Source organism: Streptomyces sp. NPDC059201 (genome assembly GCF_042754585.1).
Taxonomy (GTDB): domain Bacteria; phylum Actinomycetota; class Actinomycetes; order Streptomycetales; family Streptomycetaceae; genus Streptomyces.
Genome location: NZ_JBHZBB010000001.1, coordinates 1,142,055 through 1,165,014 on the forward strand (window position 1 = coordinate 1,142,055; position 22,960 = coordinate 1,165,014).

The following is a 22,960-nucleotide window of genomic DNA, read 5'->3' on the forward strand; positions in this document are numbered from 1 at the left end:
TGGGTCCGGGCGGGACGGCTCCATGGCATGCGGGAACGCCCGTGCGGCGGCAGCAGAGTGACGGGAAGGCGGTAGGGCGGTTGGGCGGCGTGACGGCGAGGTAGGGCGGTACGCCGCGGTGCGGCAGGACACGCGGTACGTCAGTCAGTACGGCGGTACGGAGGGAAGGGCTCGCCCCTCGACCCTCGACTCAACGGGGGCGCGACAACCGGACGCGGTGACCGGGCGCGGTCAGGTCGCGCCGCACACCCGCAGCAGGTCGATGTGGCGGCGCGAGGTGAGGGGCAGCGAGCGGGGCAGGGGGCGCGGCAGGAGCCGGGCCGGCCGGCCGCGGAGCGCGTCGCCGTGTCCCATGTGGTTCCCTACCCGTCCGCTCGGATTTCCCTGATGCGAGTGTCGGGCGGCCGGCGGACGCCGTCAAGGGCGCGGACAGGACTGCCGAAGGCGCTCCCGACCCGCACCGAAGGACGCTCCCGCCCCGGGTCGAAGGGCGCTCCCACCCCGCACCGAAGGGCGTTCCCAACCCGAGCCGAAGGCGTTCCCGACCCGAACCAAAGGCGCTCCCGCCCCTCACCGAAGGACGTTCCTGTCCCATGCCGAAGGCGTTCCCACCCCGGGCCGAAGGCGTTCCCGACCCGCACCAAAGGCGTTCCCGCCCCTCACCGAAGGACGTTCCTGTCCCATGCCGAAGGCGTTCCCACCCCGGGCCGAAGGCGTTCCCGACCCGCACCAAAGGCGCTCCCGACCCGCACCGAACGACGTTCCCACCCCGCACCGAAGGCGTTCCCGCCCCGGGCCGACGACCGCGCGCCGTCCGGCGGGGAGGCGCGGCCGGGCCCCGCACCGGCGGAGGCGGGGCCCCGGGGGCCGCCGTCCGGCGCGCCTCGGAGTCGTACGGAATAATGCGCCGCATGCGCATTTCAGCCAGGGCCGACTACGCCGTGCGGGCCGCCCTCCAGCTCGCGGCGGCCCGGGACGCGGGGCCGTTGAAGGCCGAGGCGATCGCCGAGGGGCAGGGCATCTCGCACAAGTTCCTGGAGGGGATCCTCGGCGACATGCGCAAGGGCGGGCTCGTGGAGAGCCAGCGCGGCGGGCGGGGCGGCTACTGGCTCGCGCGGCCCGCCGAGACGATCTCGGTCGCGGACGTCATCCGCTGCGTGGACGGCCCGCTGGTGTCGGTGCGCGGCGAACGCCCGCCGGACCTGGCCTATACGGGCCCCGCCGAGTCGCTGCTGCCGCTGTGGATCGCGCTGCGGGCCAGCGTCCGCGAGGTGCTGGGCGTCTCCCTCGCGGAGGTCGCGTCGGCGGAGCTGCCCGCCGGGATCGCGGCGCGCGCGGACGACCCGGAGGCATGGACCAACCCGTGAGCAGTGACAGCTCCAACCCCCTGCCACCTGCGGTGACTTGACTACATCTCACCCACCGAAACACCCCCATCCACATCTCGGACGCCTCTTGGGCCCGCGGCTCCCCCTCTGCCACTATCCCTAGTGATCCGGTGGGATTACGGGAGGACGGGTGGGGTGGGATGAGCACGCAGCAGACGACGCCTAGGGACGACACGCTCTGGCGACGGGTCGTCCGGGAACTCGCCGACGACCTGGCCGTCGACGCGCACGCCCGCGACCGGGCCGGCAAGGCCCCCTGTGACGAGGTCGAACGGCTCCAGGAGGCCGGGCTGCCCGCCTTCCTGACGGCGGCGGACCCCGCGCTCGGCGGCGGCGATCACGGGGCCGACCTGCGCACCGCGTGTTCGGCCGTACGGGAGCTCTCCGCCGCCGACAGCTCGGTCGGCGAACTCCTCGCCCACCACTACGCCCTGTCGTGGACCAGCCGCTTCCTCGCCGGCCCGTCGGGCCGGGCCGCCGAAACCTTCCCGCGCCTCGACGCCCGCACGGCGGCCGAGGGCTGGCTGCTCGCCGGGGCGACCGAGCCCCCGCCGTCGGGCGCGGCGCCCGGCCTCACGCTCACCCGCGCCGACCGGGGCGGCTGGCTGCTCGACGGGCGGCGGGCGTTCGACTCCGCCGTGACCGTCGCCGACCGGCTCGTCGTCGCCGCCCGCCCGGCGGGCACCGGCGACCTGCTGGTCGTGCTCGTGGACCCGGCGCACCCGGGGGTGTTCACCGAGGCGGCGGCCGACCGGGTCGGGCAGCGGCTGACCGGCGCCGGCACGGTCGTCTTCGACCACGTGCCCGTCCCCCGGACGCGGGTCCTCGGGACCCTGCCCGCCGACGAGCACGCGGTGGCCCCCTTCACCGCGCTCGCCCCGCTGGTGCTGCGGCTGCTGCTCGTGCACGTGGCGCTCGGCATCGCGGAGGGGGCGCTCGCCGAGGCCCGGGACGTGAACCGGGCGGTCGCCCCGGAGCCGGACCGCGCGTCCCGCGACGCCGCGCCCGCCGGCGGACTGCCGGACCAGGGGGACGACCCGTACCTCCTGCTCTCCTACGGCGAGCTGGCGACCGCCGCGCACACCGCCGCCGCCGTCGCCGAACGCGCCACCGACGCCCTCACCCGCGGCCTGCGCGCCGGCTGGACGCTCGGCTTCGAGGACCGCGCCGACCTCGCCGTCCTGGTCGCCGCCGCCGAGACCGTCACCGGCCGGGCGGCGGTCCAGCTGACCACCCGGATCCTGGAACTCGTCGAGGGCGCCCCGCCCGCCGCCCCGGGCGCCGGAGGCGGCGGCCCCGGCTTCGACCGCTTCTGGCGCAACGCCCGCGCCCTCACCGCCCGTACGCGCCCCGCCCACCGCCTGCGCGACATCGGCGACCACTACCTCAACAACACCCACACCCGCCTCGCCCGCAGCGCCTGACCCACCCCGGGCCACACTGCCACGCCGTCTTGAACATGTTCAAGAAAGGTCCGGGGACGGAAGGACCGGCATGTCGGGACCTCGGACCCTCATCCGGGACGGCCGATGGGCCCAAGCTGGAGGTGAGGAGGGACCGGCCGCCGGGCCGGGCCCGTTCCGTCACGACCAGGGAGGACGTCACATGAGTCGCGAGGCCCACCAGTCCGGAGCAGAGGCCCACCAGACCGGAGCCGACGACACCGGCAAGGCCCCCGAGCACCGCGCGGGCCGGGAGATCGTGGCCGGGGTGGACGGTTCGCCGGAGAGCCTGGCCGCCGCCGAGTGGGCGGCGCGGGAGGCCGGGCACCGGCGTCTCCCGCTGCGGCTCGCTCACGCCTGGCGGTGGGAGCCGCTCGACCTGCCGCTCGTCCAGGACCGCGCGACGCAGGAGCGGGCCGCCGAACAGGTGGTGCGCGAGGCCGCCGAGGAGATCGCGGGACGGCACCCGGAGGTGGCGGTCACCTCCGAGGTCCTCACCGACACGCCGGTCGCCGCGCTGCTCGACACGCTCGACGAGGCCGAGATGCTGGTCATCGGCTCGCGCGGGCACGGGGCGGTGGCCGGGTTCCTGCTCGGCTCGTACGGCCAGCAGGTCATCGCCGCCGCGACCCGTCCGGTCGTGTCGGTCCGCGCCCACGACGACCGGGCGGACGAACCGCCCACGGGCGAGATCCTGGTGGGCCAGCAGGGCAGCCCCGAGGACAGCGAGGCGGTGCTGCGGTTCGCCTTCGAGACGGCCGACGCCCGGGGCGCCGCGATCCGCGCGGTGCGCGCCTGGAGCCTGCCGCCGCTGTACGCGTTCAGCCCGGCCTCGATGCGGCTGGCGGACGACGCCGGCGGGCTGGTGCCCTTCGAGGAGAAGGCGCTCCGCGAGGCCCTCGCGCCCTGGCGCGAGCGGTACCCGCACGTGCCGGTGACCGAACACGTCGAACTGGGCAGCGCCGGACAGGTCCTGCTCACCACCTCCGGCGCCGCGCAACTGCTCGTGGTCGGCCGCCGTGCCAAGCGCGGCGCGCTGGGCCAGCGGATCGGCTCCGTGGCGCACGCGGCGCTCCACCTGGCGCCCTGCCCGGTGGCGGTGATCCCCCTGGGCTGAGGCCGAGGCTGAGGCCGGGCCGAGTGCACCCGTACGGCCGCCGCGTCAAGCCGGCACGGCGGGTTGACACGCGGAGTTGACCCTCCGGGTTGACACGGGGTGTCGGGGCGGCGGCGCGCGGAAAGCCTTGACCCCGTCGCCCCGCGGGCTCGCCCCGAGCCCCGGCCCGAACGGCGGCGCAGCCAGGAGAACGGAACCCCATGCGGCACGAAGGCCCCCCCGATCCCGCCCCGTCCAACCCCCCCGAACCCCCCGACCTCCCCTCCTCGCCTCACCCCCACCCCGCCACACCCCCGTCCGGCCGCCACCGCCGCGGCGGCCCGCTCCGCCGCCGCGCGCTCCCCCGCCCGACCTTCTCCGCGACCGTGCTCGCCACGGGCACGACCGCCGCCGTCGTCACCGTCCTCCTCGGTCTGTACGCGGCCACCCCACCCACCGCTCCCGCCCCCCGCGCGGCCAGGCCCCCCGCCCCCCAGGCCCCACCCCCCACTCCTCCTCCCTCCGCCCCCACCTCGCCCCAGGCCCGCGCCGAGCCCCAGGAGGACCAAGCGGCCCGCCGGGGCGACGGGCTCGCGCCGCAGACGGGGGCCGTCCTCGCCGCCCCGGTGGCGGCACCGGCCCGCGCCTCCCGCTTCGTCCAGGAGGTCGTCGCCCTCGCCAACGCCGAGCGGGACAAGGCCGGTTGCGACCCGCTGCGCGCCGAGACCCGGCTGGCCAGGGCCGCCCAGGGGCACGCCGACGACATGGCGGCCCGCGACTTCTACGCCCACGACAACCCCGAGGGGCGGGACGGCGGCGACCGGATCAGCGCCACCGGCTACGACTGGTCGGCGTGGGGCGAGAACATCCACAAGGGGCCGAAGACCCCGGCGCTGGCGATGGACGACTGGATGGACAGCCCGGCGCACCGGGCGAACATCCTCAACTGCGCGTTCCGTGACATCGGCGTCGGCGTGTCCCTCACCGCCGACGGGCCGTGGTGGGTGCAGGACTTCGGCACCAAGGGCTGACGCCCCGTCAGTTCGCGGGCGCCGCCAGCTTCTGGACCCAGACGGTGCCGCTCGGGCCGGGGACGGCGGCCACGCCGGTGTCGCGGTAGGCGCAGTCGAGCAGGTTGCGCGCGTGGGGATCGTCGCTCCGCCAGCTGTCGACGACGGCGGCCGGGTCCGGCTGTCCCTGGGCCAGGTTCTCCGCCCACGCCGACCAGCGGTAGCCGGCCTCGGTGATCCGGGTGTCGGCGAACTCGCCCTCGGGGCTGGCGTGGTCGTAGTAGCCGCGGGCCGTCATGTCCCGGGCGTAGGCGCGGGCGGCGGCCGTCAGCCGGGGATCGGTGCGCAGCGGGGCGCAACCGGCGTCCGCCCGCAGCCGGTTGACCAGTTCGGTCACCTGCTCCCCCGGGTCGGCGGGGGGCGGTGCGGTGGTGCGGGTGGGGGTGGGCGCGGCGGTGGTGGGCTTCGGCGTGGGGGCCGGGCGGGTGGCCGTGGCGGTGCTCGGCGCGGGGGTCGGCGGGGGTGTCGGTGCCGGGGTGGTGGCGGGGGGTGCGGCGGCGGGCTTGCGGGGCTCGGGCGGGGTCTCGGACTGTTGGGGGAGAGTGAGTACGAGCACCCCGAGGACGGCGACGGCGGCGACGCCGGCGGTACCGGCGCGGCGGCTGAACGCCCAGGACGGCGCGGCGTCGGCACCGGGGAGGGCGGGGTCGGCGTCGGGGAGGCCCGCCGGGGCGGGCGGCAGCGTCATGCCGACGGGCTCCGCCGCGAGGGCCGGGGCGGTGCCCGCGTCGAGGAGGGCGGCGACGGGCGGGACGAGGCCGATGCCGACGAGGAGGCCCTCGACGGGGGCGAGGCCCCGGCGGGCGCGGCCGGTGGCGCAGGCGGTGCACTCGCGGAGGTGGCGGGCTATGCGTTTGCGCCACAGCGGGGAGGGGCGGCCGTCCCAGGGGGCGAGGGCGGCGGCGAGGTCGGGGCAGCGGGGGTCGGCGTCGAGGGCGCCGACGACGGCCCGGCCGGTCTCCAGGCGCTCCTTCATCCGCTGGACGCGGACGGCGGTGTGGGCCGGGGGCAGGCCGAGCGCCTCGGCGAGTTCGGGGCGGGTGAGTTCTCCGGCGGCCTCCAGCCACCACAGGGAGAGCAGTTCGCGGTCGTCCTCGTCGAGCCAGCGGGTGGCGCGGGCGACGTCGCGGCGCTGGCCGGTGAGGCCGAGGCGGAGGATGGTGAGGTCGGTGAAGTCGCCGGCCGGGTCGGCGAGGTCGACGGCCCGGTCGAGGCCGGGCACGGGGGCCTGCCGGCGTTCCCGCCAGCGGCGGCGGACGCCGTTCATGGCGATGGCGACGAGCCAGGAGCGGAAGCGCTCGGGGTCGCGGAGCCCGGGCAGCCCGTCGAGGGCGCGGACCAGGGTCTCCTGCACGATGTCGTCGGTGTCGGCGTGTCCGTCGAGGGCGCGCCCCACCACGTTGTGGACGAGCGGCAGGCAGGCGCGTACCAGTTCGTCCCTGGCGTGCGGGTCGCCCGCGCGCGCCGCCTCCACCAGGGCGGTGGTGCGCTGCTCGTCGCTGTGCATGGATGGTGCTCCCTTGTGCCCGGAGGAGTCCCCGTCCTGCCGGAGACCCTGGGGCCGGGTAGGGATAACACTTTTTCTAGCCGGTCGGATGGGGCAGGCGTGGGACGGTGGCCCCGTCGCCCTCCCTCACGGCCTCCACGACGGCGTCGTGGAGTTCACGGCTCTCCTCCTCCGAGGAACAGGGGACGGGACTTCCCGACATGGTGAACCAGTCGGAGGCGCCGCTGTACTGCACGGCCACGCGTGCTTCACCGTCGACGAAGGTCGTGTGCACGGTCAGGTCGCCCGTGACGATTCCGCCTTCGACGGTCAGCACCCCACCACGCCCGGTGTAGACACCGGCGGTCGTCCAAGATGCCCAGCTCATGCCCTCCAGGGTCACACCCGGATGGCGTATCCGCCACCGACCGGACCGCCCCGGCCGGAATCGTTCCGGCCGGGGCGGTACGCGTCGGGTGCCGGATCAGGCGAGGGACGCGACGGCCTCGTTGAACGTGGCGGACGGGCGCATCACGGCCGCGGCCTCGGCCGGGTCGGGCTGGTAGTAGCCGCCGATCTCGGCCGGGGAGCCCTGGACGGCGTTCAGCTCGTCGACGATCTTCGTCTCGTTCGCCGCGAGGGTCTCGGCGAGCGGGGCGAACGCCTTGGCGAGCTCGGCGTCCTCGGTCTGCCGCGCCAGCTCCTGGGCCCAGTACAGGGACAGGTAGAAGTGGCTGCCGCGGTTGTCGATGCCGCCGAGGCGACGGGTCGGCGACTTGTCCTCGTTGAGGAAGGTGCCGGTGGCGCGGTCCAGGGTGTCCGCGAGGACCTGGGCGCGGGCGTTGCCCGTGGTGGTGGCCAGGTGCTCGAAGGAGGCGGCCAGCGCGAAGAACTCGCCGAGGGAGTCCCAGCGGAGGTAGTTCTCCTTGACGAGCTGCTGGACGTGCTTCGGGGCGGAGCCGCCGGCGCCGGTCTCGAAGAGGCCGCCGCCCGCCATCAGCGGGACGACCGACAGCATCTTGGCGCTGGTGCCCAGCTCCAGGATGGGGAAGAGGTCGGTCAGGTAGTCGCGCAGGACGTTGCCGGTGACGGAGATGGTGTTCTCGCCGCGGCGGATGCGCTCCAGGGAGAACTTGGTCGCCTCGACCGGGGAGAGGATCTTGATCTCCAGGCCCTCGGTGTCGTGCTCCGGGAGGTAGCGCTCGACCTTGGCGATCAGCTGCGCGTCGTGCGAGCGGGCGGCGTCGAGCCAGAAGACGGCCGGGTCGCCGGTGGCGCGGGCGCGGGTGACGGCGAGCTTGACCCAGTCCTGGATCGGGAGGTCCTTGGTCTGGCAGGCGCGGAAGATGTCGCCCTCGGCGACCTCCTGCTCCAGGAGGACGGTGCCCTCGGAGTCGACGAGGCGGACGGTGCCGGCCTCGGCGAGCTCGAAGGTCTTGTCGTGGGAGCCGTACTCCTCGGCCTTCTGCGCCATGAGGCCGACGTTCGGGACGGAGCCCATGGTGGCCGGGTCGAAGGCGCCGTGGGCGCGGCAGTCCTCGATGACGGCCTGGTAGACGCCGGAGTAGCTGTGGTCCGGGAGGACCGCGAGGGTGTCGGCCTCCTGGCCGTCCGGGCCCCACATGTGGCCGGAGGTGCGGATCATGGCCGGCATCGAGGCGTCGACGATGACGTCGGACGGCACGTGCAGGTTGGTGATGCCCTTGTCGGAGTCGACCATGGCGAGGGCCGGGCCGTCGGCGAGCTCGGCGTCGAAGGACGCCTTGATCTCGGCGCCGTCCGGGAGGGCCTCCAGGCCCTTGAGTACGGTGCCGAGGCCGTCGTTGGCGGAGAGGCCGGCGCCCGCGAGGACCTCGCCGTACTGGGCGAAGGTCTTCGGGAAGAAGGCGCGGACGACGTGGCCGAAGACGATCGGGTCGGAGACCTTCATCATCGTGGCCTTGAGGTGCACGGAGAAGAGCACGTCCTCGGCCTTGGCGCGGGCGACCTGCTCGCTGAGGAAGGTGCGCAGGGCGGCGGCGCGCATGACGGCGGCGTCGAGGACCTCGCCGGCGATGACCTTGAGCGGCTCGCGCAGCTCGGAGGTGGTGCCGTCGGCGGCGGTGAACTCGAAGCGCAGGGTGTCGTCCTTGCCGATGACGACGGACTTCTCCGTGGAGGCGAAGTCGTTGTCGGCCATGGTGGCGACGTTGGTCTTCGAGTCGGCGGTCCAGACACCCATGCGGTGCGGGTGGTTCTTGGCGTAGTTCTTGACCGAGCCGGGCGCGCGGCGGTCGGAGTTGCCCTCGCGCAGGACCGGGTTGACGGCCGAGCCCTTGATCTTGTCGTAACGGGCGCGGACGTCCTTGTCCTGCTCCGTGCGCGCGTCGTCCGGGTAGTCCGGGAGGGCGTAGCCCTGGGCCTGGAGCTCGGCGATCGCGGCCTTCAGCTGCGGGATCGAGGCCGAGACGTTCGGCAGCTTGATGATGTTGGCCTCGGGCGTCTTGGCCAGCTCGCCGAGCTCGGCGAGGGCGTCGCCGATGCGCTGCCCCTCCTCCAGGAACTCGGGGAAGCTCGCGACGATGCGGCCCGCGAGCGAGATGTCACGCGTCTCGACCGTGACGCCGGCCGTGGAGGCATACGCCTGGATCACGGGCAGGAACGAGTACGTCGCCAGGGCAGGCGCCTCGTCGGTGTGGGTGTAGATGATGGTCGAGTCAGTCACCAGGTGCTCCGCTCCACGTCTGCGTATGCGAGATTGCTCGACATCAAGATATCTCGTGATCGTGGTTCTCCGTAAAGGGGCCCACGAGCTCACCTTGGTCGGGGGCTCCGGAGTCCTCCACGAAGGGGCCTCCGAGGCGGTACGAGGCCGGGCCGCCGTCCAGGTCGACGTGGCGGACGAGGACCAGCAGGGCAAGTCCGGCGGCGGCGCCGACACCGGCGGCGAGGGCCTGGCCGCAGCGGTGGGCGAGGCGGAGCTCGTCGGGGTCGTACGGGGCGGTGGCGGGCAGTCCGAGGGTGTCGCCGAGGAGCAGGATCCCGGCCGCGAGCCCGCCGGCGGCGACCAGCGCGAGCGGCAGGGTCACCGGGAGGCCGCGCGCGGTCGTGCCGCGCCGGGTGCCGGGGCGGACCTTGCCGCGGCGGGCGAGGAGGGCGATCAGGCCGCACTGGACGGCGAGGGCGAGCAGGGCGGCGGCGATGACGTCGCCGGGGCGGTGGTCGCCGGCGGCGATGGAGTACGCGCCGAGGGCGACGGCCCACAGGGTGGCGGCGCCGACGACGATCCCCCGGGAGCGCCGGGGCACGACCAGGACGAGGGCGAAGGCGACCCCGAAGGCGAGGGTGGCGGTGGCGCTGGGGAAGCCGCTGGGCGCGAGCGCCCCGGCTCCTTCGCCGGGCCGGGGGCGGGGGGCGTACAGCTGGAGGAGTCCGGCGGTGGCGACGGCGACGGCGACCGCTCCGGCGGCGGCGCCGGTGAGCGCGAACCGCCTGCGCAGCACGCCGAGGCCGACCAGGACGAGGCAGGCGAGGACGAGGGAGAGGGTGGCGGCCCCGGCCAGCGAGGGGTGGTCGCGGACGAAGGCGGCGACGCGGGTGTCGGCCCGCCGGCCGGTGACGGCGGCGTCCCCCCAGCGGCGGCCGGTCGCGGTGAGCACGAGGCCCGCGTAGACGACGGTGAGGAGCAGGACGGCCCCGAGGCAGGCACGGCGGGTCCGGGTGCGGACGCGGGTGCTGAAGGAGTCCGCGGCCTCGCCGGCCACGGCGGCGTACCACCAGGTCTCACCGGCCTTGGGCGGCCTCGGGGACCCGCCTATGCGCCTGTCGTAGGAAGCCATGACCCGATTCGAACCCATGCGCGGCCGGGCCGCCTGCTGGGATCACCCGAACGACACGCCGGGGCGTGGATTCAGTCCCGGCCGGGGGCGAGTTGGGCGACGAGGAGGAGGACGAGGGCGGCGAGCAGGGCGAGGAGGGCGACGATGCCGACCGCCGACCGGGCGGCGGGATCGCCGGCGAATCCGGCGGCGCTCTGGAGGGCGAAGGATCCGGCCATGATCAGCTGGGCCCAGCCGTAGACGGCGACCCGCTGGACCCTGCGGCGGAGCCAGGGCAGGACGAAGCCGGTGCGCAGGGTGGCGACGCCGCCGGCGGCGAGGAGGAGCGCGAACGCTCCGGGCAGGATGTACCAGTCCATGGCGGTCCCCCGGGTGGTCGCCGGCCCGCTGCCGACGACAGTGACGCGATCATGCCACGGCCGGGTGAACGGGGCGGGGCCTCGGGGCGGCGTCTCAGGACGGGGCCTCGGGGCGGGGCCTCAGGAGGAGGTGCGGACGACGAGCTCGGTGGGGAGCATCTGCCGGGGCTGGTCGTCGGGCTCGCTCGGGCAGGCGATCTCGGCCAGCAGCAGCCGCGCCATGCTGCGGCCCATCTCCTCGATGGGCTGGCGGACGCTGGTGAGCGGCGGGTCCATGAGGCGGGCGACGGCGGAGTCGTCGACGCCGACCAGGGCGACGTCCTCGGGGACCCGGCGGCCGGCCTCGCGCAGGACGGCCCGGGCGCCGGCCGCCATCACGTCGGAGGCGGCGAAGACGGCGTCCAGGTCCGGGGCGCGGTCCAGGAGTGCGCGCATGGCGCGGCGGCCGCCCTCCTCGGTGAAGTCGCCGGTGGCGACGAGGGCCTCGTCGGCGGTGAGCCCGGCCTCGGCCAGGCCCTCGCGGTAGCCGTCGAGGCGGCAGCGGGCGCCGTACATGTCGAGGGGGCCGGTGATCGTGGCGATGCGCGTGCGGCCGCGCGCGGCGAGGTGGGCAACGGCGGTGCGGCCCGCGCCGGTGTTGTCGGAGTCGACGAAGGCGACGGGCTCGTCCGCGTGGCGGCGGCCGTTGAGCACGGCGGGCAGGCCGAGGGCGCGGACCTGGTCGGGCAGCGGGTCGTCGGCGTGCACGGAGACGAGCAGGACGCCGTCGACGCGCTGGGCGGCGAGGTACTGCTCGAAGCGCTGCCGCTCCTGGTCGCTGCGGATCAGGGTGAGCAGCAACTGCTTGTCGGCGGCGGCGAGTTCGCCGCTGACGCCGCGGATGATGTCGAGGAAGTACGGTTCGGCGAAGAGCCGGGCCTCGGTCTCGGGGACGACGAGGGCGATGGCGTCGGTGCGGCTGCCGGCGAGGGCGCGGGCGGCCCGGTTGGGGACGTAGCCGAGTTCGGCGACGGCCTTCTCGACGGCCGCCTTGGCCTGTTCGCTCACCTTCGGGGAGCCGTTGATGACCCGGGAGACCGTGCCCCGGCCGACTCCGGCCCTGGCCGCGACCTCCTCCAGGGTGGGCCTGCCGGTCTGCCGCCCGCTCACCGCCATGCGCCGCTTCTCCCCTCGGCCCCGGGACACCGCCCGCCCGTACTGTGCGGCGAACCTATCAGGCGGGCGGGCGGCGGCCGGCGGGATCAGGCGCCGGTGGGCGCGAGCTCCGCCATCGGGCCCCAGCCCGGCTGCTCCGTGCGGACGTTGATGATCTCGGGGGTGGCGGCGACGGCTCCGGCCATGGCCGCGAGCCCGGCGGCGAAGTGGTCTGAGGCGACGTGGACGGCGCCCGCCTCGTCGTCGGCGAAGCCCTCCAGGAGGGTGAAGACGTTCGGGTCGTCGACGGAACGCGACCAGTCGAAGAAGAGGTTGCCCGGCTCCGCGCGGGTGGCGCGGGTGAAGTCGGCGGTCAGGTCGAGCCACTGCTCGGCGCGGTCGGGGCGGACGGTGAAACGGACGGCGATGAAGATCATGCCGTCAGACTGCGCCCGGCGGCCGGGCGCGGGCCAGGCGGCCGGTTCAGGATTCCGGCAGGGCCGGAAACTCCGGCACCGCGCGGACGAGGGCGGCGCGGACGGCGCCCTGGCGGCGGGCGAAGTCCGCGGTGGGCAGGGAGACGGAGAGGGCGTGCACGATGCCGTCGCCGCGGTCGGGCACGGCGACCGCGAGACAGGTGTACGCGAGGTCCGCCTCGCCCACGGAGACGGCGTAGCCCTGCCCCCGGACCGTGGCCATCTCGGCCTCGAACCGTTCGGCGTCGGTGAGGGTCCGCTCGGTGAAGCGGGCCATGCCGTGCTCGGCGAGATAGCGGCGGCGCCGGGCGCGCGGCAGCGCGGCGAGCAGCGCCTTGCCGTGCGCGGTGGCGTGCGCGCGGGCCTCCGGGCCCGGGGCGAAGGGGTGGGCGGTGTCGGTGACGGGCGCGGTGGTGTCGACGACGGTGATCAGCCCGTCGCGGTAGGCCGTGTGGTACGCCTCCGCGCCGGTCGCCCGCCGCAGCCGCCCCAGCAGCTCGCCGGTGGACGCGCCGAGGCCGTGGTGGCGGAGGTGCGCCCGGTGCAGCGCCGGGACGCGCGGCCCGGGCGCGTACCCCTCGGCGGTCCGCACGAGGTGCCCGCGCGCGAGCAGCGGCCCGGCCAGGTGGTACACGGTCGAGAGCGAGCAGCCGAGCACCCGGGCGAGCCCCTTGGCCCCCACGGGCCGCCCGGCGTCCGCGACCAGGTCCAGCAGCTCCAACGCCCGCTCCACCGACCGCGGCCCGGCGGCGGCCGTGTGCGGTGCGGCGGAGGACTCGGCGGCGACCGGCACAGCGGCGGACCGCTCGGCGGCGGACGGCTCGGCGGAGGGCTCGGGAGTCGGGGGCGGGGCGGCGGAGGGCATCCCGCCAGGGTAGCGACGAGGGCCGCCTGGAGGCCGGGGCACCGCCCTCGCGGGGCGGGCGCGCACCGTGTGTGGCGGCCCGGTTTCGAGGGGGTATCTCCGCAGGTCAGCCATGCTTTATGTGCATTTGACACTCTTTCGGCGTACCGTCGTGGGGTTCCCCTTGTCCCCGATGCCCCGGGAGAGCGTGTGCCCCGCCCCAGGACCGACCATGCCCCGACGCCCGCTGCCGGGAACCGCCCACGGTGGCGGACGGCCGCGATCGCGACGGGCGTCGTCGCCGTCGCGGCGGGCGGGCTCTACGTGGCCGGTCTGGTGACCACCGGCGACGACATATCCGCCGGCACCCGCGTCGAGGGCATCGACATAGGCGGCCTGAGCAAGGCCGAGGCCGCCGAGCGCCTGCGGGCGCAGGCCCCGGCGGCGTGGACCGCGCCGATCGCCGTGAAGGTCGGCGAGCGCACCGAGAGCGTGACCCCGGCGTCCGCCGGGCTGACGGTCGACGCGGAGGCGACGGCCGAGCTCGCCGCCGACCCGTCCCGCGACCCGTTCACCGTCATCGGCCGCCTCTTCTCCTCCGGCGACCGCGCGATCGAGCCGGTCCTCGCCCACGACGCGGCCAGGACCGACGCGGCCGTCGCCGCGCTGGCGAAGAAGAACGACCGGGCCGTCAAGGAGGGCTCGGTCTCCTTCCGCGACGGCGAAGCCGTCTCCACCCGGCCCGTCGCCGGGCAGAAGCTGGACACCGCCAAGGCCGCCGAGGCCCTGCGGGCCGCCTACCCGTCCGCCCCCGGCGCCTCCGCCGTGACCCTGCCGGTGTCGGTGACCCAGCCCAAGCTGGCCGGAACCGAGCTGACCCGCTTCCTCGACGCGTACGCGAAGCCCGCCGTCTCCGGCCCGGTGACGCTCACCGTGGGCGACCAGCGGCTCGCCATCTCCGCCGAGACCCTCAGCGACCACCTGACGGTGAAGAACGAGAACGGCCGGCTCAGCGGCTCCCTCGACTCCGCCGCGCTGCTGCGCGACCCGGACGTGGCCCGCCCGCTCGCCGCCATGACGGGCGCGCCCGTGGAGGGCACCCTCGGCGTCCGGGACGGCAAGGTCGTCGTCGTGAAGGAGGGCCGCGAGGGCCGCGAGGTCACCGCGAAGGCGCTCGGCACCGCCGTGGACCCGCTGCTCACCCGTACCGGCCAGGCGGCCCGTACCGCGCCGGTGGCGACCAAGGTCACCCAGCCGCAGGTGAGCTCCGCGAACCTCGCCTCGCTCGGCATCAAGGAGCAGATGTCGACCTTCACCGTGAACTTCCCCACCGCCCCCTACCGGACGGTGAACATCGGCCGCGCCGCCGAGCTGATCAACGGCTCGCTCGTGCAGCCCGGCGCGGTGTGGAGCTTCAACGAGACGGTCGGCGAGCGCACCGAGGAGAACGGTTTCGTCGACGGCACGATGATCCTCGACGGCCGCTACCAGGAGGCGCCCGGCGGCGGTGTCTCGGCCGTGGCGACCACCGTCTTCAACGCCGTCTTCTTCGCGGGCGTGCAGCCGGTCGAGTACGGCGCCCACTCCTTCTACATCGAGCGCTACCCGGCCGGCCGCGAGGCCACCGTCGCGTGGGGCAGCCTGGACCAGCGCTTCCGGAACGACTCGGGCAAGCCGATCTACATCGCGGCGAGCGCCACCGACTCCTCGGTGACCATCACCTTCTACGGCACCAAGAAGTACGACTCCGTCGAGGCGGTGGCCGGTCCGCGCACCAACGTGACCAAGCCCGCGAAGCGGGAGGCCACCGGCGAGAAGTGCGTGCCGCAGGCGCCGCTGGAGGGCTTCGACATCTCCGTCGACCGCGTCTTCAAGAACGGCGGCGAGGAGGTCGACCGGCAGACCTTCAAGACCCACTACACCCCGCGCGACGAGGTCGTCTGCAACTGACGGCCCGCCCGGCCCCGCCGACCGGAAGGGTGTCCTCGGGCACCCTTCCGGGCATGCATGCCTGGGCGCGGCCGCCCCGGGCCGCACCGGACCCGGCCGGAGGCGTGCGGTGGCAGAGCGCAGCGAGGTTCCCCCCTTCGCCCGGCTGCTGGCCGGAGCGGTCCGCGACGGCGTGTGCCCGGGAGCCGTGTGGGCGGTCGGGGATCCGTCGGGCACCCGCTCCGCCGGCGCGGTCGGGGTGCTCGACCCGGCCAGGCCCGAGGAACCGGTCCGCCCGGACACCCTCTTCGACGTGGCCAGCCTCACCAAGATCCTCACCGTCTGGGCGGTGACCGGCACCCTGGTCGACGCCGGGAAGCTCGACCTGTCGGCGCCGCTGGGCACCTTCTGGCCCGCCGCGGCCGGACGTCCGGTGGGCCAGGTCACCGCGCGCCATCTCCTCACCCACACGGCCGGGATGCCGCTCCGGGCCAACCTGCGCTTCCTGTACGGCTCCGACCCGCAGGACGTGCGGGACGGGGTCCTCGCCGAGCCGCTGCGGCACCCGCCGGGCGCGGCCGTCGCCTACACCGACCGGGCGGCGCTGGTCCTCGGCTGGCTCGCCGAGCACCTGACGGGCCGGCCGCTGGCCGGGCTCGCCGGGGAGCGCGTCTGGGGCCCGCTGGGCATGCGCGAGACGCGCTACGGCCCGCTGCCGCCGGAGGCCGCGGCGCGCTGCGCGCCGACGGAGTACGACGAGGAGGCCGGCCGCCACCTGAAGGGCACGGTCCACGACTTCTCCGCCCGGCTGCTCGGCGGGGCGTGTGGGATCGCGGGCGTGTTCACCACGGCCGGCGACACGGGCCGCTTCCTGCGCGCGGTCCTGTCCCCGCCGCCGGGGACCTTCTCCCCCGCCTGGACGGCCGCCTCCCTCCGGGTCGGCACGGGCGCGCTCGACCCGCCGCGCGGCCTCCTCTGGCACCCGGCCCCCGGCACCGCCCCCGCCGACGACGTGTGGGCCCACTTCGGCTTCACCGGCACCGCGATGTGGGTCTCCCCCGCCCGCGCCCGCTGGGCGGTCCTCCTTACCAACCGCCTGTACGTGACCCGGGACCCGGCTCCGCTGGCGCGGGTCCGCGAGGAGTTCCGGGCCCACGCCTTCGCGTGAGCCGGCGACCCTCAGGAGGCGGCCGGGCCGAGGAGGACCGGGAGCCTCCGATGGCCGTTGGTGATGAGGGACGGCATCCGTTCGAGGGTGTCCGCCGGGACGGCGAGCGTCAGCTCGGGGAAGCGGGCGAAGAGCGCGCTGAGGGCGGTGGCGACCTCCAGGCGGGCGAGGGGCGCGCCGAGGCAGAAGTGGACGCCGTGGCCGAAGGCGAGGTGCTCCTTGGTGGCGCGGGTGACGTCGAAGGCGTCGGCGGTGGGGCCGTGCCAGTCGGGGTGGCGGTTGGCGGCGGCGTACGAGGCGAGGATGGCCTCGCCCTCGGCGATGACCTGGCCGTCGGGGAGCGGGATGTCGGTGACGGCGTAGCGCAGCGGCAGGTGTTTGACGGCGGGTTCGTGGCGGAGGGTCTCCTCGACGACGTCGTCCCAGCCGACGCGCCCGGCGCGGACGTGGGCGAGCTGCTCCGGGTGGGTGAGCAGGGCGGTGACGGCCTGGTCGATGACGTTGACGGTGGTCTCGTAGCCGGCGCTGATCATGAGGAGGAGGGTGTCGGCGAGTTCCTCCTCGCCGAGGCGGGAACCGTCGCCCTCCTCGTCGCGGGCGGCGAGGAGCAGGGAGGTCATGTCGTCGCCGGGGGCGGCGCGCCGGGCGGCGATGAACCGGTGGAAGAGTGCGTAGAGCCGTTCCGTGTTGGCCTGGGCGGCGGCGGTGTCGAGGGTCGTGTCGAAGACGCCGTCGACGAGGGTGCGGAAGGCTTCGCGGTCCTTCTCGGGGACGCCGAGGAGGGTGCTGATGACGGCGATCGGCAGCGGGTAGGCGAGGCGTTCGCGCAGGTCGACGACGGTTCCGGCGGGGACGGCCGCGAGCGCGTCGAGGAGTCCGGTGACGATCGTCCCGACGTCCTCGCGCAGGGCGGCGACCCGGCGGGCGGCGAAGGCGGGGGCGACGATCCGGCGGAGCCTGGCGTGGTCGGAGCCGTACGCGGTGAACATGTTGCGGACGGCGACCCAGAGGGCGAGCGGCCAGGTGGGCAGGGCGTCCTCGAAGCCCGGCCAGTGGCGGCGGGCGTCCTTGGAGACGTCGGGGCTGGTGAGGAGCCGCTTCAGGAGAGCCGGGTCGGAGACGGACCAGGCACGGACGCCGAGGACGTCGACGGGGGTGGCCGGACCGCGGGCGCGCAGCCGGGCGTGCTCGGCGTGCGGGTCGGCTCCGGCGGGGTCGAGGACGATCGGTTCGGCGGGGTGCGTCACGGCGGTTCCCTTCGTCGGCGTCGGTCGGCTCCCAGCGTGGGGGGACCGGCGCGGCGGCGACAGGGCGGTCTCCGGCCGCTTGGCCGAGAACGGATGGTCCGGGGGTGTGAGGTCGCGGACACCCGTTCGGGCCCCCTTGCCGGGCCGAAGCAACCCCGGGTTACCATATGAGCGCCGTCTAGCTCGAAAGATAAATCTTGTGACTGTCAATGATGACTCGTTCACCAGCTGGAAGAACCGTGAGGAGATCGCGGAGTCGATGATCCCGATCATCGGGAAGCTGCACCGTGAGCAGGACGTCACCGTCCTCGTTCACAGCCGCTCCCTGGTGAACAAGTCGGTCGTCAGCATCCTCAAGACGCACCGCTTCGCCCGCCAGATCGCCGGCGAGGAGCTCTCGGTCACCGAGACGCTGCCTTTCCTGAAGACGCTCACCACGCTCGACCTCGGCCCCTCGCAGATCGACATCGGCATGCTCGCCGCCGAGTACAAGGCCGACTCGCGCGGCCTGACGGTCGAGGAGTTCACCGCGGAGGCCGTCGCCGGCGCCACCGGTGCGAACAAGATCGAGCGCCGTGACGGCCGGGACGTCGTCCTGTACGGCTTCGGCCGCATCGGCCGCCTCGTCGCCCGCCTCCTCATCGAGAAGGCCGGTTCGGGCAACGGCCTGCGCCTGCGCGCCATCGTCGTGCGCGGCGGCGGCGAGGCCGACCTCGTCAAGCGCGCCTCCCTGCTGCGCCGGGACTCGATCCACGGCCAGTTCCAGGGCACGATCACCGTCGACGAGGCGAACAGCACCATCGTCGCCAACGGCAACACGATCAAGGTCATCTACGCCAACGACCCCTCCGAGGTCGACTACACGGCGTACGGCATCGAGAACGCCATCCTGATCGACAACACCGGCAAGTGGCGGGACCGCCAGGGCCTCTCCAAGCACCTGCGCCCCGGCATCGACAAGGTCGTCCTGACCGCGCCCGGCAAGGGCGACGTGCCGAACATCGTGCACGGTGTCAACCACGACACGATCAAGCCGGACGAGAAGATCCTGTCCTGCGCCTCCTGCACCACCAACGCCATCGTCCCGCCGCTCAAGGCGATGGACGACGAGTACGGCGTGCTGCGCGGTCACGTGGAGACCGTCCACTCGTTCACGAACGACCAGAACCTGCTGGACAACTACCACAAGGCCGACCGCCGCGGCCGTTCCGCGCCGCTCAACATGGTGATCACCGAGACCGGTGCCGCCTCGGCCGTCGCCAAGGCGCTGCCGGAGCTGAAGGCCCCGATCACGGGCAGCTCGATCCGCGTCCCCGTCCCGGACGTCTCGATCGCCATCCTCAGCCTGCGCCTGGGCCGCGAGACCACCCGCGACGAGGTGCTGGAGTACCTGCGCGACGTCTCGCTGCACTCGCCGCTGAAGCGCCAGATCGACTTCACCACGGCTCCCGACGCCGTCTCGATGGACTTCGTCGGCTCGCGCCACGCCTCCATCGTGGACGCCGGCGCGACCAAGGTCGACGGCGACAACGCGATCCTGTACCTGTGGTACGACAACGAGTTCGGCTACTCCTGCCAGGTCATCCGCGTCGTCCAGCACGTCTCGGGCGTCGAGTACCCGACCTTCCCGGCTCCGGCGGTCTGATCCCCGCCCGCGCCCGTACGCGAACGGCGCGCCGCGCTCCCCGAGGGGAGGGCGGCGCGCCGTTCGCGTGAGGTCACTTCTTCCGTACGGAGCGCAGGGCGCCGGTCGCCGGCGCGACCGGCTCGTCCCGGGCCTCGGCCCAGAGCGAGCGGACGTGGCCGAGGTGGCGCATCATGCACGCCTCCGCGCCCGCCCGGTCGCGGGCGATCATCAGGTCGAGCAGTTCGACGTGCTCCTCGGCGGAGCTGACCAGCTTGCCCGCCTCGTCCAGCCCCGTCAGTCCGTAGAGGCGGGAGCGCTTGCGCAGGTCGCCCACCGTCTCCACCAGCCGGTCGTTGCCGCACAGGCCGAGGAGGGTGAGGTGGAACTGCCGGTCGGCCTCCAGGTAGCCGATGAGGTTGTGCGCGCGGGCGTTGACGACGATCTCCTCCGCCAGCGGGCGCAGCGCCTCCAGTTGTTCGGGCGTCGCGGTCTCGGTGACCCGGCCGACCGTGGGCACCTCGATGAGCATGCGCAGTTCGGTGCACTGGTCGAGTTCGCGCTCGCTGACCTCGGTGATCCGGAAGCCCTTGTTGCGGACCGGCTCGACGAGGCCCTCGCGGGCCAGGTCGAGCATGGCCTCGCGCACCGGAGTGGCGGACACGCCGAGTTCGGCCGCGAGGCCCGGGGCCGAGTAGACGGTCCCGGGCTTGAGCTCACCGGCCGTGAGGGCCGCGCGCAGTGCGTGGCCCACCTGGTCGCGTAGCCGCTCCTGGGCCTTGATGAGACTGTGCTGCTTCAGGTCACCCACGCCGTATCCTCCGAGAATCCGCAGGCGCCCAGCGTACAATGTCACGTTGCTCAGCCGGTGGCCGCCCGGTGGACCGCGACGGCCACGGCGAGATCCTGCCAGGCCATGCCCACGCTCTTGAAGAGGCGGGGCGCGGATCCCGGGGCGGGCAGCGCCGGCCCCCGGACGAGATCGGCGAGGGTGCCGGTGAGGTGACCGGGCCCGATCGCCCCCTCCGCCTCAGGGATCAGCAGGTCACCGGCCTCCCGCAGGGCCGCCGACCGCGCCTCGACCCAGACCTCGGAGCGGCGGACCAGGGCGGTGTCGGTCTCCCGGGCGTCCGGCTCGTGCGAGCCGACCGCGACGACCACCGCCCCGGGCGCCACCCGCCGCCCGTCGAACAGGGGCTCGCGGGCGGTGGTGCAGCACACCACCAGGTCCGCCTCCGCCACCTCCTCCGCCGTGCCCGTACGGGCCTCGGGGACGCCGATCCCCCGGGCGTACGCGGCGAGGGCGGCGGCCCGCCCGGGGTCGCGGCCGACGACGGTGACGGAGGCGAGCTTCCGCACCGCGAGGAGCGCGTCCACGTGCCCGTACGCCTGGGGTCCCGAGCCGAACATCACCAGTCTCAACGGCCGTTCCTCGGACGTGAGGTGACGGACCGCCAGGGCGGAGACGGCGGGGGTGCGCAGCGCGGTGAGCGCGGCGCCGTCGAGCAGGGCGCGGGGCTGGAGGGTGGCCCCGTCGAGGAGGAGGTAGCTGCCGGTGATGCGGGGCAGCCCGAGGGCGGCGTTGCCGGGCGCCACCCCGGCGATCTTCACCCCGGCCCAGCTCCCGGCGGCGGCGGGCATGAGCAGCAGTTCGCCGGCCGGGACGGGGACGGCGGAGCGCGCCGGGCAGGTCTCGGGGTCGAGTCCTTCCCGCAGGACGTCGGCGAGGGCCTCGACGGCCGCCGCCGGGGCGAGGAGCCGGGTGACGGCGGCGGCGTCGAGGTACGGGAGCGGGGAGCCGGTGCCGGGGCTCGTCGCGGTCACAGGAGGAACCCCGCGCCGAGGGTGTCGTCCGGGTCGAGCGTGAAGTGCGTCTCGCCGGTGCGGTGGGCGGTGCCGGTGACCTCGGTGACGAGGCCGTCGGCGGGGTCGCCGCCGGGGACGGCTCGGCCGGTGAAGACCGTGCCGGCGATGGACTCGTGGGTGAGGACCTGACCCTCCTTCAGGCGGCCCTCGTCGGTGAGGAGGGCGAGCCGGGCGGAGGTGCCCGAGCCGCACGGGGAGCGGTCGATCTGGCCGTCGGCGAAGACGGTGACGTTCCGCTGGCGCGGCCCTTCGGGGGTGTCGGGCAGCTCCTCGTGGAGGATCACGCCGTAGACGCCGGAGAGCAGCGGCCCGTCGGGGTGCCAGGTGGCGGGGTGGCCGGCGAGCGCGGTGCGGATCTCCCGGCCGACCCGGGCGAGGTCGGGCAGGGACGCCTTGTCGACGGTGAGCCCGAGGTCGCGGGCGGAGACGGAGGCGTAGCAGGCGCCGGCATGGGCGAGGTCGACCTCGACGATGCCGAGGCCGGTGGCGACGGGCACCTTGCGGGCGGTGACCCGGGCGGGCACGTTCCGGAAGGTGACGCCGGTGGTGCGGCCGCCGGACCGGTGGACGGTGGCGGTGACCCGGCCGGAGGGCACGTCGACGCGGACCGGGACGTCCCGGTCGCCGTCGCCGGCCGGGACGCGGCCGGTGTCGACGGCCCAGGCGGCCAGCGCGATGGTGCCGTGCCCGCAGGCGGTGGAGAAGCCGTCCTTGTGCCAGAAGAGGACGCCGAGGTGGGCGCCGTCGTCGTCGGGCGGGACGACGAATCCGCCGTACATGCCCTCGTGGCCGCGCGGTTCCTGGACGAGGAAGCGGCGCAGCGCGTCCAGGGGGCCGGGGCGGGGGGCGGTGCCGGAGCCGCCGGAGCCGATGGCGGTGGCGCACCGCTCGGCGACGGTGTCGCCGGGGGCGGGCGGCAGGCCGTCGGCGACGATCCGGAAGGGCTCGCCGGCGGTGTGGTAGTCGGTGACGCGGATCCCGTCCGCGGGGAGGGTGGTCACAGCAGGAATCCGGCCGGGAAGGGGTCGGTGGGGTCGAGGAAGTACTGGGCGGTGCCGGTGATCCAGGCCCGTCCGGTGACGGTCGGGACGACGGCGGGCCGGCCGCCGACGGTGGTCTCGGCGACGAGCCGTCCGGTGAACTCGGTGCCGATGAACGACTCGTTGACGAAGTCGGTGTCCAGGGGCAGCTCTCCGCGCGCGTGCAGCTGGGCCATCCGGGCGCTGGTGCCGGTGCCGCACGGGGAGCGGTCGAACCAGCCGGGGTGGATGGCCATGGCGTGCCGGGAGCGCGTCGCGTCGGAGCCGGGGGCGGCGAGGTAGACGTGCTTGACCCCGGCGACGCCCGGGTCCTCCGGGTGGACGGGCCGGTCGTCGCCGGCGTTGATCGCGTCCATGATCGCGAGTCCCGCGGTGAGCAGTTCCTGCTTGTGGGCGCGGTCGAAGGGGAGGCCGAGGGCGTCGAGTTCCACGAAGGCGTAGAAGTTGCCGCCGTAGGCGAGGTCGTAGGTGACGGTGCCGTAGCCGGGGACCTCGGTCTTGAGGTCGAGTCCGACGCTGAAGGCGGGGACGTTGGTGAGGGTGACGGAGCGGGCGGCGCCGTCCTCGACGCGGACGTCGACGGAGACGAGGCCGGCCGGGGTGTCGAGGCGGACGGTGGTGACCGGTTCGGTGACCGGGACCATGCCGGTCTCGACGAGGACGGTGGCGACGCCGATGGTGCCGTGGCCGCACATCGGGAGCAGGCCGGAGACCTCGATGAAGAGGACTCCGTAGTCGGCGTCGGGGCGGGTCGGGGGCTGGAGGATGGCGCCGCTCATGGCGGCGTGGCCGCGCGGCTCGTACATGAGCAGGGTGCGCAGGTCGTCGCGGTGCTCGATGAAGTGCAGTCGCTTCTCGGCCATGGTGGCGCCGGGGATCACCCCCGCTCCGCCGGTGATGACCCGGGTGGGCATGCCCTCGGTGTGGGAGTCCACCGCGTGGTAGACGTGTCGGGTGCGCATGGGCTGGTGTT

At 74.7% G+C, this 22,960-nt stretch carries 21 protein-coding genes; 7 read left to right on the forward strand and 14 right to left on the reverse strand.

All coding sequences use genetic code 11. The features are described from left to right. Positions 1–231: 231 nt before the first annotated feature. Positions 232–354, reverse strand: a complete 123-nt coding sequence (locus ACFXMG_RS05060; RefSeq protein WP_383819139.1) for a hypothetical protein — start codon at positions 352–354, stop codon at positions 232–234. Positions 355–911: 557 nt separating this feature from the next. Between ACFXMG_RS05060 and ACFXMG_RS05065 the strand changes: the two genes are divergently transcribed. The 4 genes from ACFXMG_RS05065 to ACFXMG_RS05080 all read left to right on the forward strand — a co-directional run bounded on the left by ACFXMG_RS05065 (position 912) and on the right by ACFXMG_RS05080 (position 4,957). Further along, complete coding sequence (locus ACFXMG_RS05065; RefSeq protein ID WP_351852514.1) at positions 912–1,367, forward strand: Rrf2 family transcriptional regulator; 456 nt, start codon at positions 912–914, stop codon at positions 1,365–1,367. Between the two features lie 161 nt (positions 1,368–1,528). Next, the gene (locus ACFXMG_RS05070; RefSeq protein WP_383819137.1) at positions 1,529–2,812 is read left to right on the forward strand and encodes an acyl-CoA dehydrogenase; all 1,284 of its coding nucleotides are present in this window, start codon (positions 1,529–1,531) and stop codon (positions 2,810–2,812) included. Between the two features lie 181 nt (positions 2,813–2,993). Next, positions 2,994–3,947 carry a universal stress protein gene (locus ACFXMG_RS05075; protein WP_383819135.1) on the forward strand — a complete coding sequence of 318 codons (954 nt, stop codon included), beginning with the start codon at positions 2,994–2,996 and terminating at the stop codon, positions 3,945–3,947. A 200-nt stretch (positions 3,948–4,147) separates the two neighbouring features. Continuing rightward, the gene (locus tag ACFXMG_RS05080; RefSeq protein WP_383819134.1) at positions 4,148–4,957 is read left to right on the forward strand and encodes a CAP domain-containing protein; all 810 of its coding nucleotides are present in this window, start codon (positions 4,148–4,150) and stop codon (positions 4,955–4,957) included. 7 nt (positions 4,958–4,964) lie between these two features. Here ACFXMG_RS05080 and ACFXMG_RS05085 read toward each other — a convergent pair whose 3' ends face one another. The 8 genes from ACFXMG_RS05085 to ACFXMG_RS05120 form a co-directional block, all read right to left on the reverse strand. Then, on the reverse strand, positions 4,965–6,503 hold the full coding sequence (locus ACFXMG_RS05085; RefSeq protein ID WP_383819132.1) for a sigma-70 family RNA polymerase sigma factor: 1,539 nt from the start codon (positions 6,501–6,503) through the stop codon (positions 4,965–4,967). Positions 6,504–6,579: 76 nt separating this feature from the next. Beyond that, positions 6,580–6,870 (reverse strand): hypothetical protein, encoded by a 291-nt coding sequence (locus tag ACFXMG_RS05090; protein WP_383819131.1) that lies wholly within the window; start codon positions 6,868–6,870, stop codon positions 6,580–6,582. A 96-nt stretch (positions 6,871–6,966) separates the two neighbouring features. After that, a complete protein-coding gene (locus ACFXMG_RS05095; RefSeq protein WP_383819130.1) occupies positions 6,967–9,186 on the reverse strand; it encodes an NADP-dependent isocitrate dehydrogenase in 2,220 nt (739 codons plus the stop codon). Between the two features lie 43 nt (positions 9,187–9,229). Next, the gene (locus ACFXMG_RS05100; protein ID WP_383819129.1) at positions 9,230–10,300 is read right to left on the reverse strand and encodes a phosphatase PAP2 family protein; all 1,071 of its coding nucleotides are present in this window, start codon (positions 10,298–10,300) and stop codon (positions 9,230–9,232) included. 71 nt (positions 10,301–10,371) lie between these two features. Further along, complete coding sequence (locus ACFXMG_RS05105; RefSeq protein WP_383819127.1) at positions 10,372–10,659, reverse strand: hypothetical protein; 288 nt, start codon at positions 10,657–10,659, stop codon at positions 10,372–10,374. A 120-nt stretch (positions 10,660–10,779) separates the two neighbouring features. Continuing rightward, the gene (locus ACFXMG_RS05110; RefSeq protein WP_383819125.1) at positions 10,780–11,814 is read right to left on the reverse strand and encodes a LacI family DNA-binding transcriptional regulator; all 1,035 of its coding nucleotides are present in this window, start codon (positions 11,812–11,814) and stop codon (positions 10,780–10,782) included. An 86-nt stretch (positions 11,815–11,900) separates the two neighbouring features. After that, a complete protein-coding gene (locus ACFXMG_RS05115) occupies positions 11,901–12,230 on the reverse strand; it encodes a putative quinol monooxygenase (RefSeq protein WP_383819123.1) in 330 nt (109 codons plus the stop codon). 46 nt (positions 12,231–12,276) lie between these two features. Next, the gene (locus tag ACFXMG_RS05120; protein ID WP_383819121.1) at positions 12,277–13,134 is read right to left on the reverse strand and encodes an IclR family transcriptional regulator; all 858 of its coding nucleotides are present in this window, start codon (positions 13,132–13,134) and stop codon (positions 12,277–12,279) included. A gap of 189 nt (positions 13,135–13,323) precedes the next feature. On the opposite strand from ACFXMG_RS05120, the gene ACFXMG_RS05125 reads away from it, so the two are divergent. Both ACFXMG_RS05125 and ACFXMG_RS05130 read left to right on the forward strand, forming a co-directional pair. Next, positions 13,324–15,063 carry a VanW family protein gene (locus ACFXMG_RS05125; protein ID WP_383819119.1) on the forward strand — a complete coding sequence of 580 codons (1,740 nt, stop codon included), beginning with the start codon at positions 13,324–13,326 and terminating at the stop codon, positions 15,061–15,063. A gap of 109 nt (positions 15,064–15,172) precedes the next feature. After that, positions 15,173–16,210 (forward strand): serine hydrolase domain-containing protein, encoded by a 1,038-nt coding sequence (locus tag ACFXMG_RS05130; RefSeq protein ID WP_383819117.1) that lies wholly within the window; start codon positions 15,173–15,175, stop codon positions 16,208–16,210. A gap of 11 nt (positions 16,211–16,221) precedes the next feature. On the opposite strand, the gene ACFXMG_RS05135 is transcribed toward ACFXMG_RS05130, so the two are convergent. Beyond that, positions 16,222–17,457 carry a cytochrome P450 gene (locus ACFXMG_RS05135; RefSeq protein WP_383819115.1) on the reverse strand — a complete coding sequence of 412 codons (1,236 nt, stop codon included), beginning with the start codon at positions 17,455–17,457 and terminating at the stop codon, positions 16,222–16,224. Positions 17,458–17,656: 199 nt separating this feature from the next. On the opposite strand from ACFXMG_RS05135, the gene ACFXMG_RS05140 reads away from it, so the two are divergent. After that, entirely contained in the window at positions 17,657–19,102 is a 1,446-nt protein-coding gene (locus tag ACFXMG_RS05140; protein WP_383819113.1) for a glyceraldehyde-3-phosphate dehydrogenase, read from the forward strand. Between the two features lie 73 nt (positions 19,103–19,175). Here ACFXMG_RS05140 and ACFXMG_RS05145 read toward each other — a convergent pair whose 3' ends face one another. Genes ACFXMG_RS05145 through ACFXMG_RS05160 form a run of 4 tightly spaced genes read right to left on the reverse strand, consistent with a single transcriptional unit; the run spans position 19,176 to position 22,949 of the window. Beyond that, positions 19,176–19,892: a GntR family transcriptional regulator gene (locus tag ACFXMG_RS05145; protein WP_383827763.1), complete on the reverse strand. Its 717-nt coding sequence runs from the start codon at positions 19,890–19,892 to the stop codon at positions 19,176–19,178. A gap of 50 nt (positions 19,893–19,942) precedes the next feature. Then, a complete protein-coding gene (locus tag ACFXMG_RS05150; RefSeq protein WP_383827760.1) occupies positions 19,943–20,905 on the reverse strand; it encodes an ornithine cyclodeaminase family protein in 963 nt (320 codons plus the stop codon). Further along, positions 20,902–21,948, reverse strand: a complete 1,047-nt coding sequence (locus tag ACFXMG_RS05155; RefSeq protein ID WP_383827758.1) for a proline racemase family protein — start codon at positions 21,946–21,948, stop codon at positions 20,902–20,904. Before ACFXMG_RS05155 ends, ACFXMG_RS05150 begins: the two co-directional genes overlap by 4 nt. Then, on the reverse strand, positions 21,945–22,949 hold the full coding sequence (locus tag ACFXMG_RS05160; protein WP_383827756.1) for a proline racemase family protein: 1,005 nt from the start codon (positions 22,947–22,949) through the stop codon (positions 21,945–21,947). The genes ACFXMG_RS05155 and ACFXMG_RS05160 overlap by 4 nt, the downstream gene beginning before the upstream one ends. Positions 22,950–22,960: the final 11 nt, after the last annotated feature.

Coding starts and splice junctions, on each gene's coding strand:
- ACFXMG_RS05115 (WP_383819123.1), bottom strand. CDS start 12,230: ATGATCTTCATCGCCGTCCGTTTCACCGTCCGCCCCGACCGCGCCGAG.
- ACFXMG_RS05070 (WP_383819137.1), top strand. CDS start 1,529: ATGAGCACGCAGCAGACGACGCCTAGGGACGACACGCTCTGGCGACGG.
- ACFXMG_RS05120 (WP_383819121.1), bottom strand. CDS start 13,134: ATGCCCTCCGCCGCCCCGCCCCCGACTCCCGAGCCCTCCGCCGAGCCG.
- ACFXMG_RS05090 (WP_383819131.1), bottom strand. CDS start 6,870: ATGAGCTGGGCATCTTGGACGACCGCCGGTGTCTACACCGGGCGTGGT.
- ACFXMG_RS05080 (WP_383819134.1), top strand. CDS start 4,148: ATGCGGCACGAAGGCCCCCCCGATCCCGCCCCGTCCAACCCCCCCGAA.
- ACFXMG_RS05075 (WP_383819135.1), top strand. CDS start 2,994: ATGAGTCGCGAGGCCCACCAGTCCGGAGCAGAGGCCCACCAGACCGGA.
- ACFXMG_RS05100 (WP_383819129.1), bottom strand. CDS start 10,300: ATGGCTTCCTACGACAGGCGCATAGGCGGGTCCCCGAGGCCGCCCAAG.
- ACFXMG_RS05160 (WP_383827756.1), bottom strand. CDS start 22,949: ATGCGCACCCGACACGTCTACCACGCGGTGGACTCCCACACCGAGGGC.
- ACFXMG_RS05110 (WP_383819125.1), bottom strand. CDS start 11,814: ATGGCGGTGAGCGGGCGGCAGACCGGCAGGCCCACCCTGGAGGAGGTC.
- ACFXMG_RS05065 (WP_351852514.1), top strand. CDS start 912: ATGCGCATTTCAGCCAGGGCCGACTACGCCGTGCGGGCCGCCCTCCAG.
- ACFXMG_RS05060 (WP_383819139.1), bottom strand. CDS start 354: ATGGGACACGGCGACGCGCTCCGCGGCCGGCCGGCCCGGCTCCTGCCG.
- ACFXMG_RS05085 (WP_383819132.1), bottom strand. CDS start 6,503: ATGCACAGCGACGAGCAGCGCACCACCGCCCTGGTGGAGGCGGCGCGC.
- ACFXMG_RS05105 (WP_383819127.1), bottom strand. CDS start 10,659: ATGGACTGGTACATCCTGCCCGGAGCGTTCGCGCTCCTCCTCGCCGCC.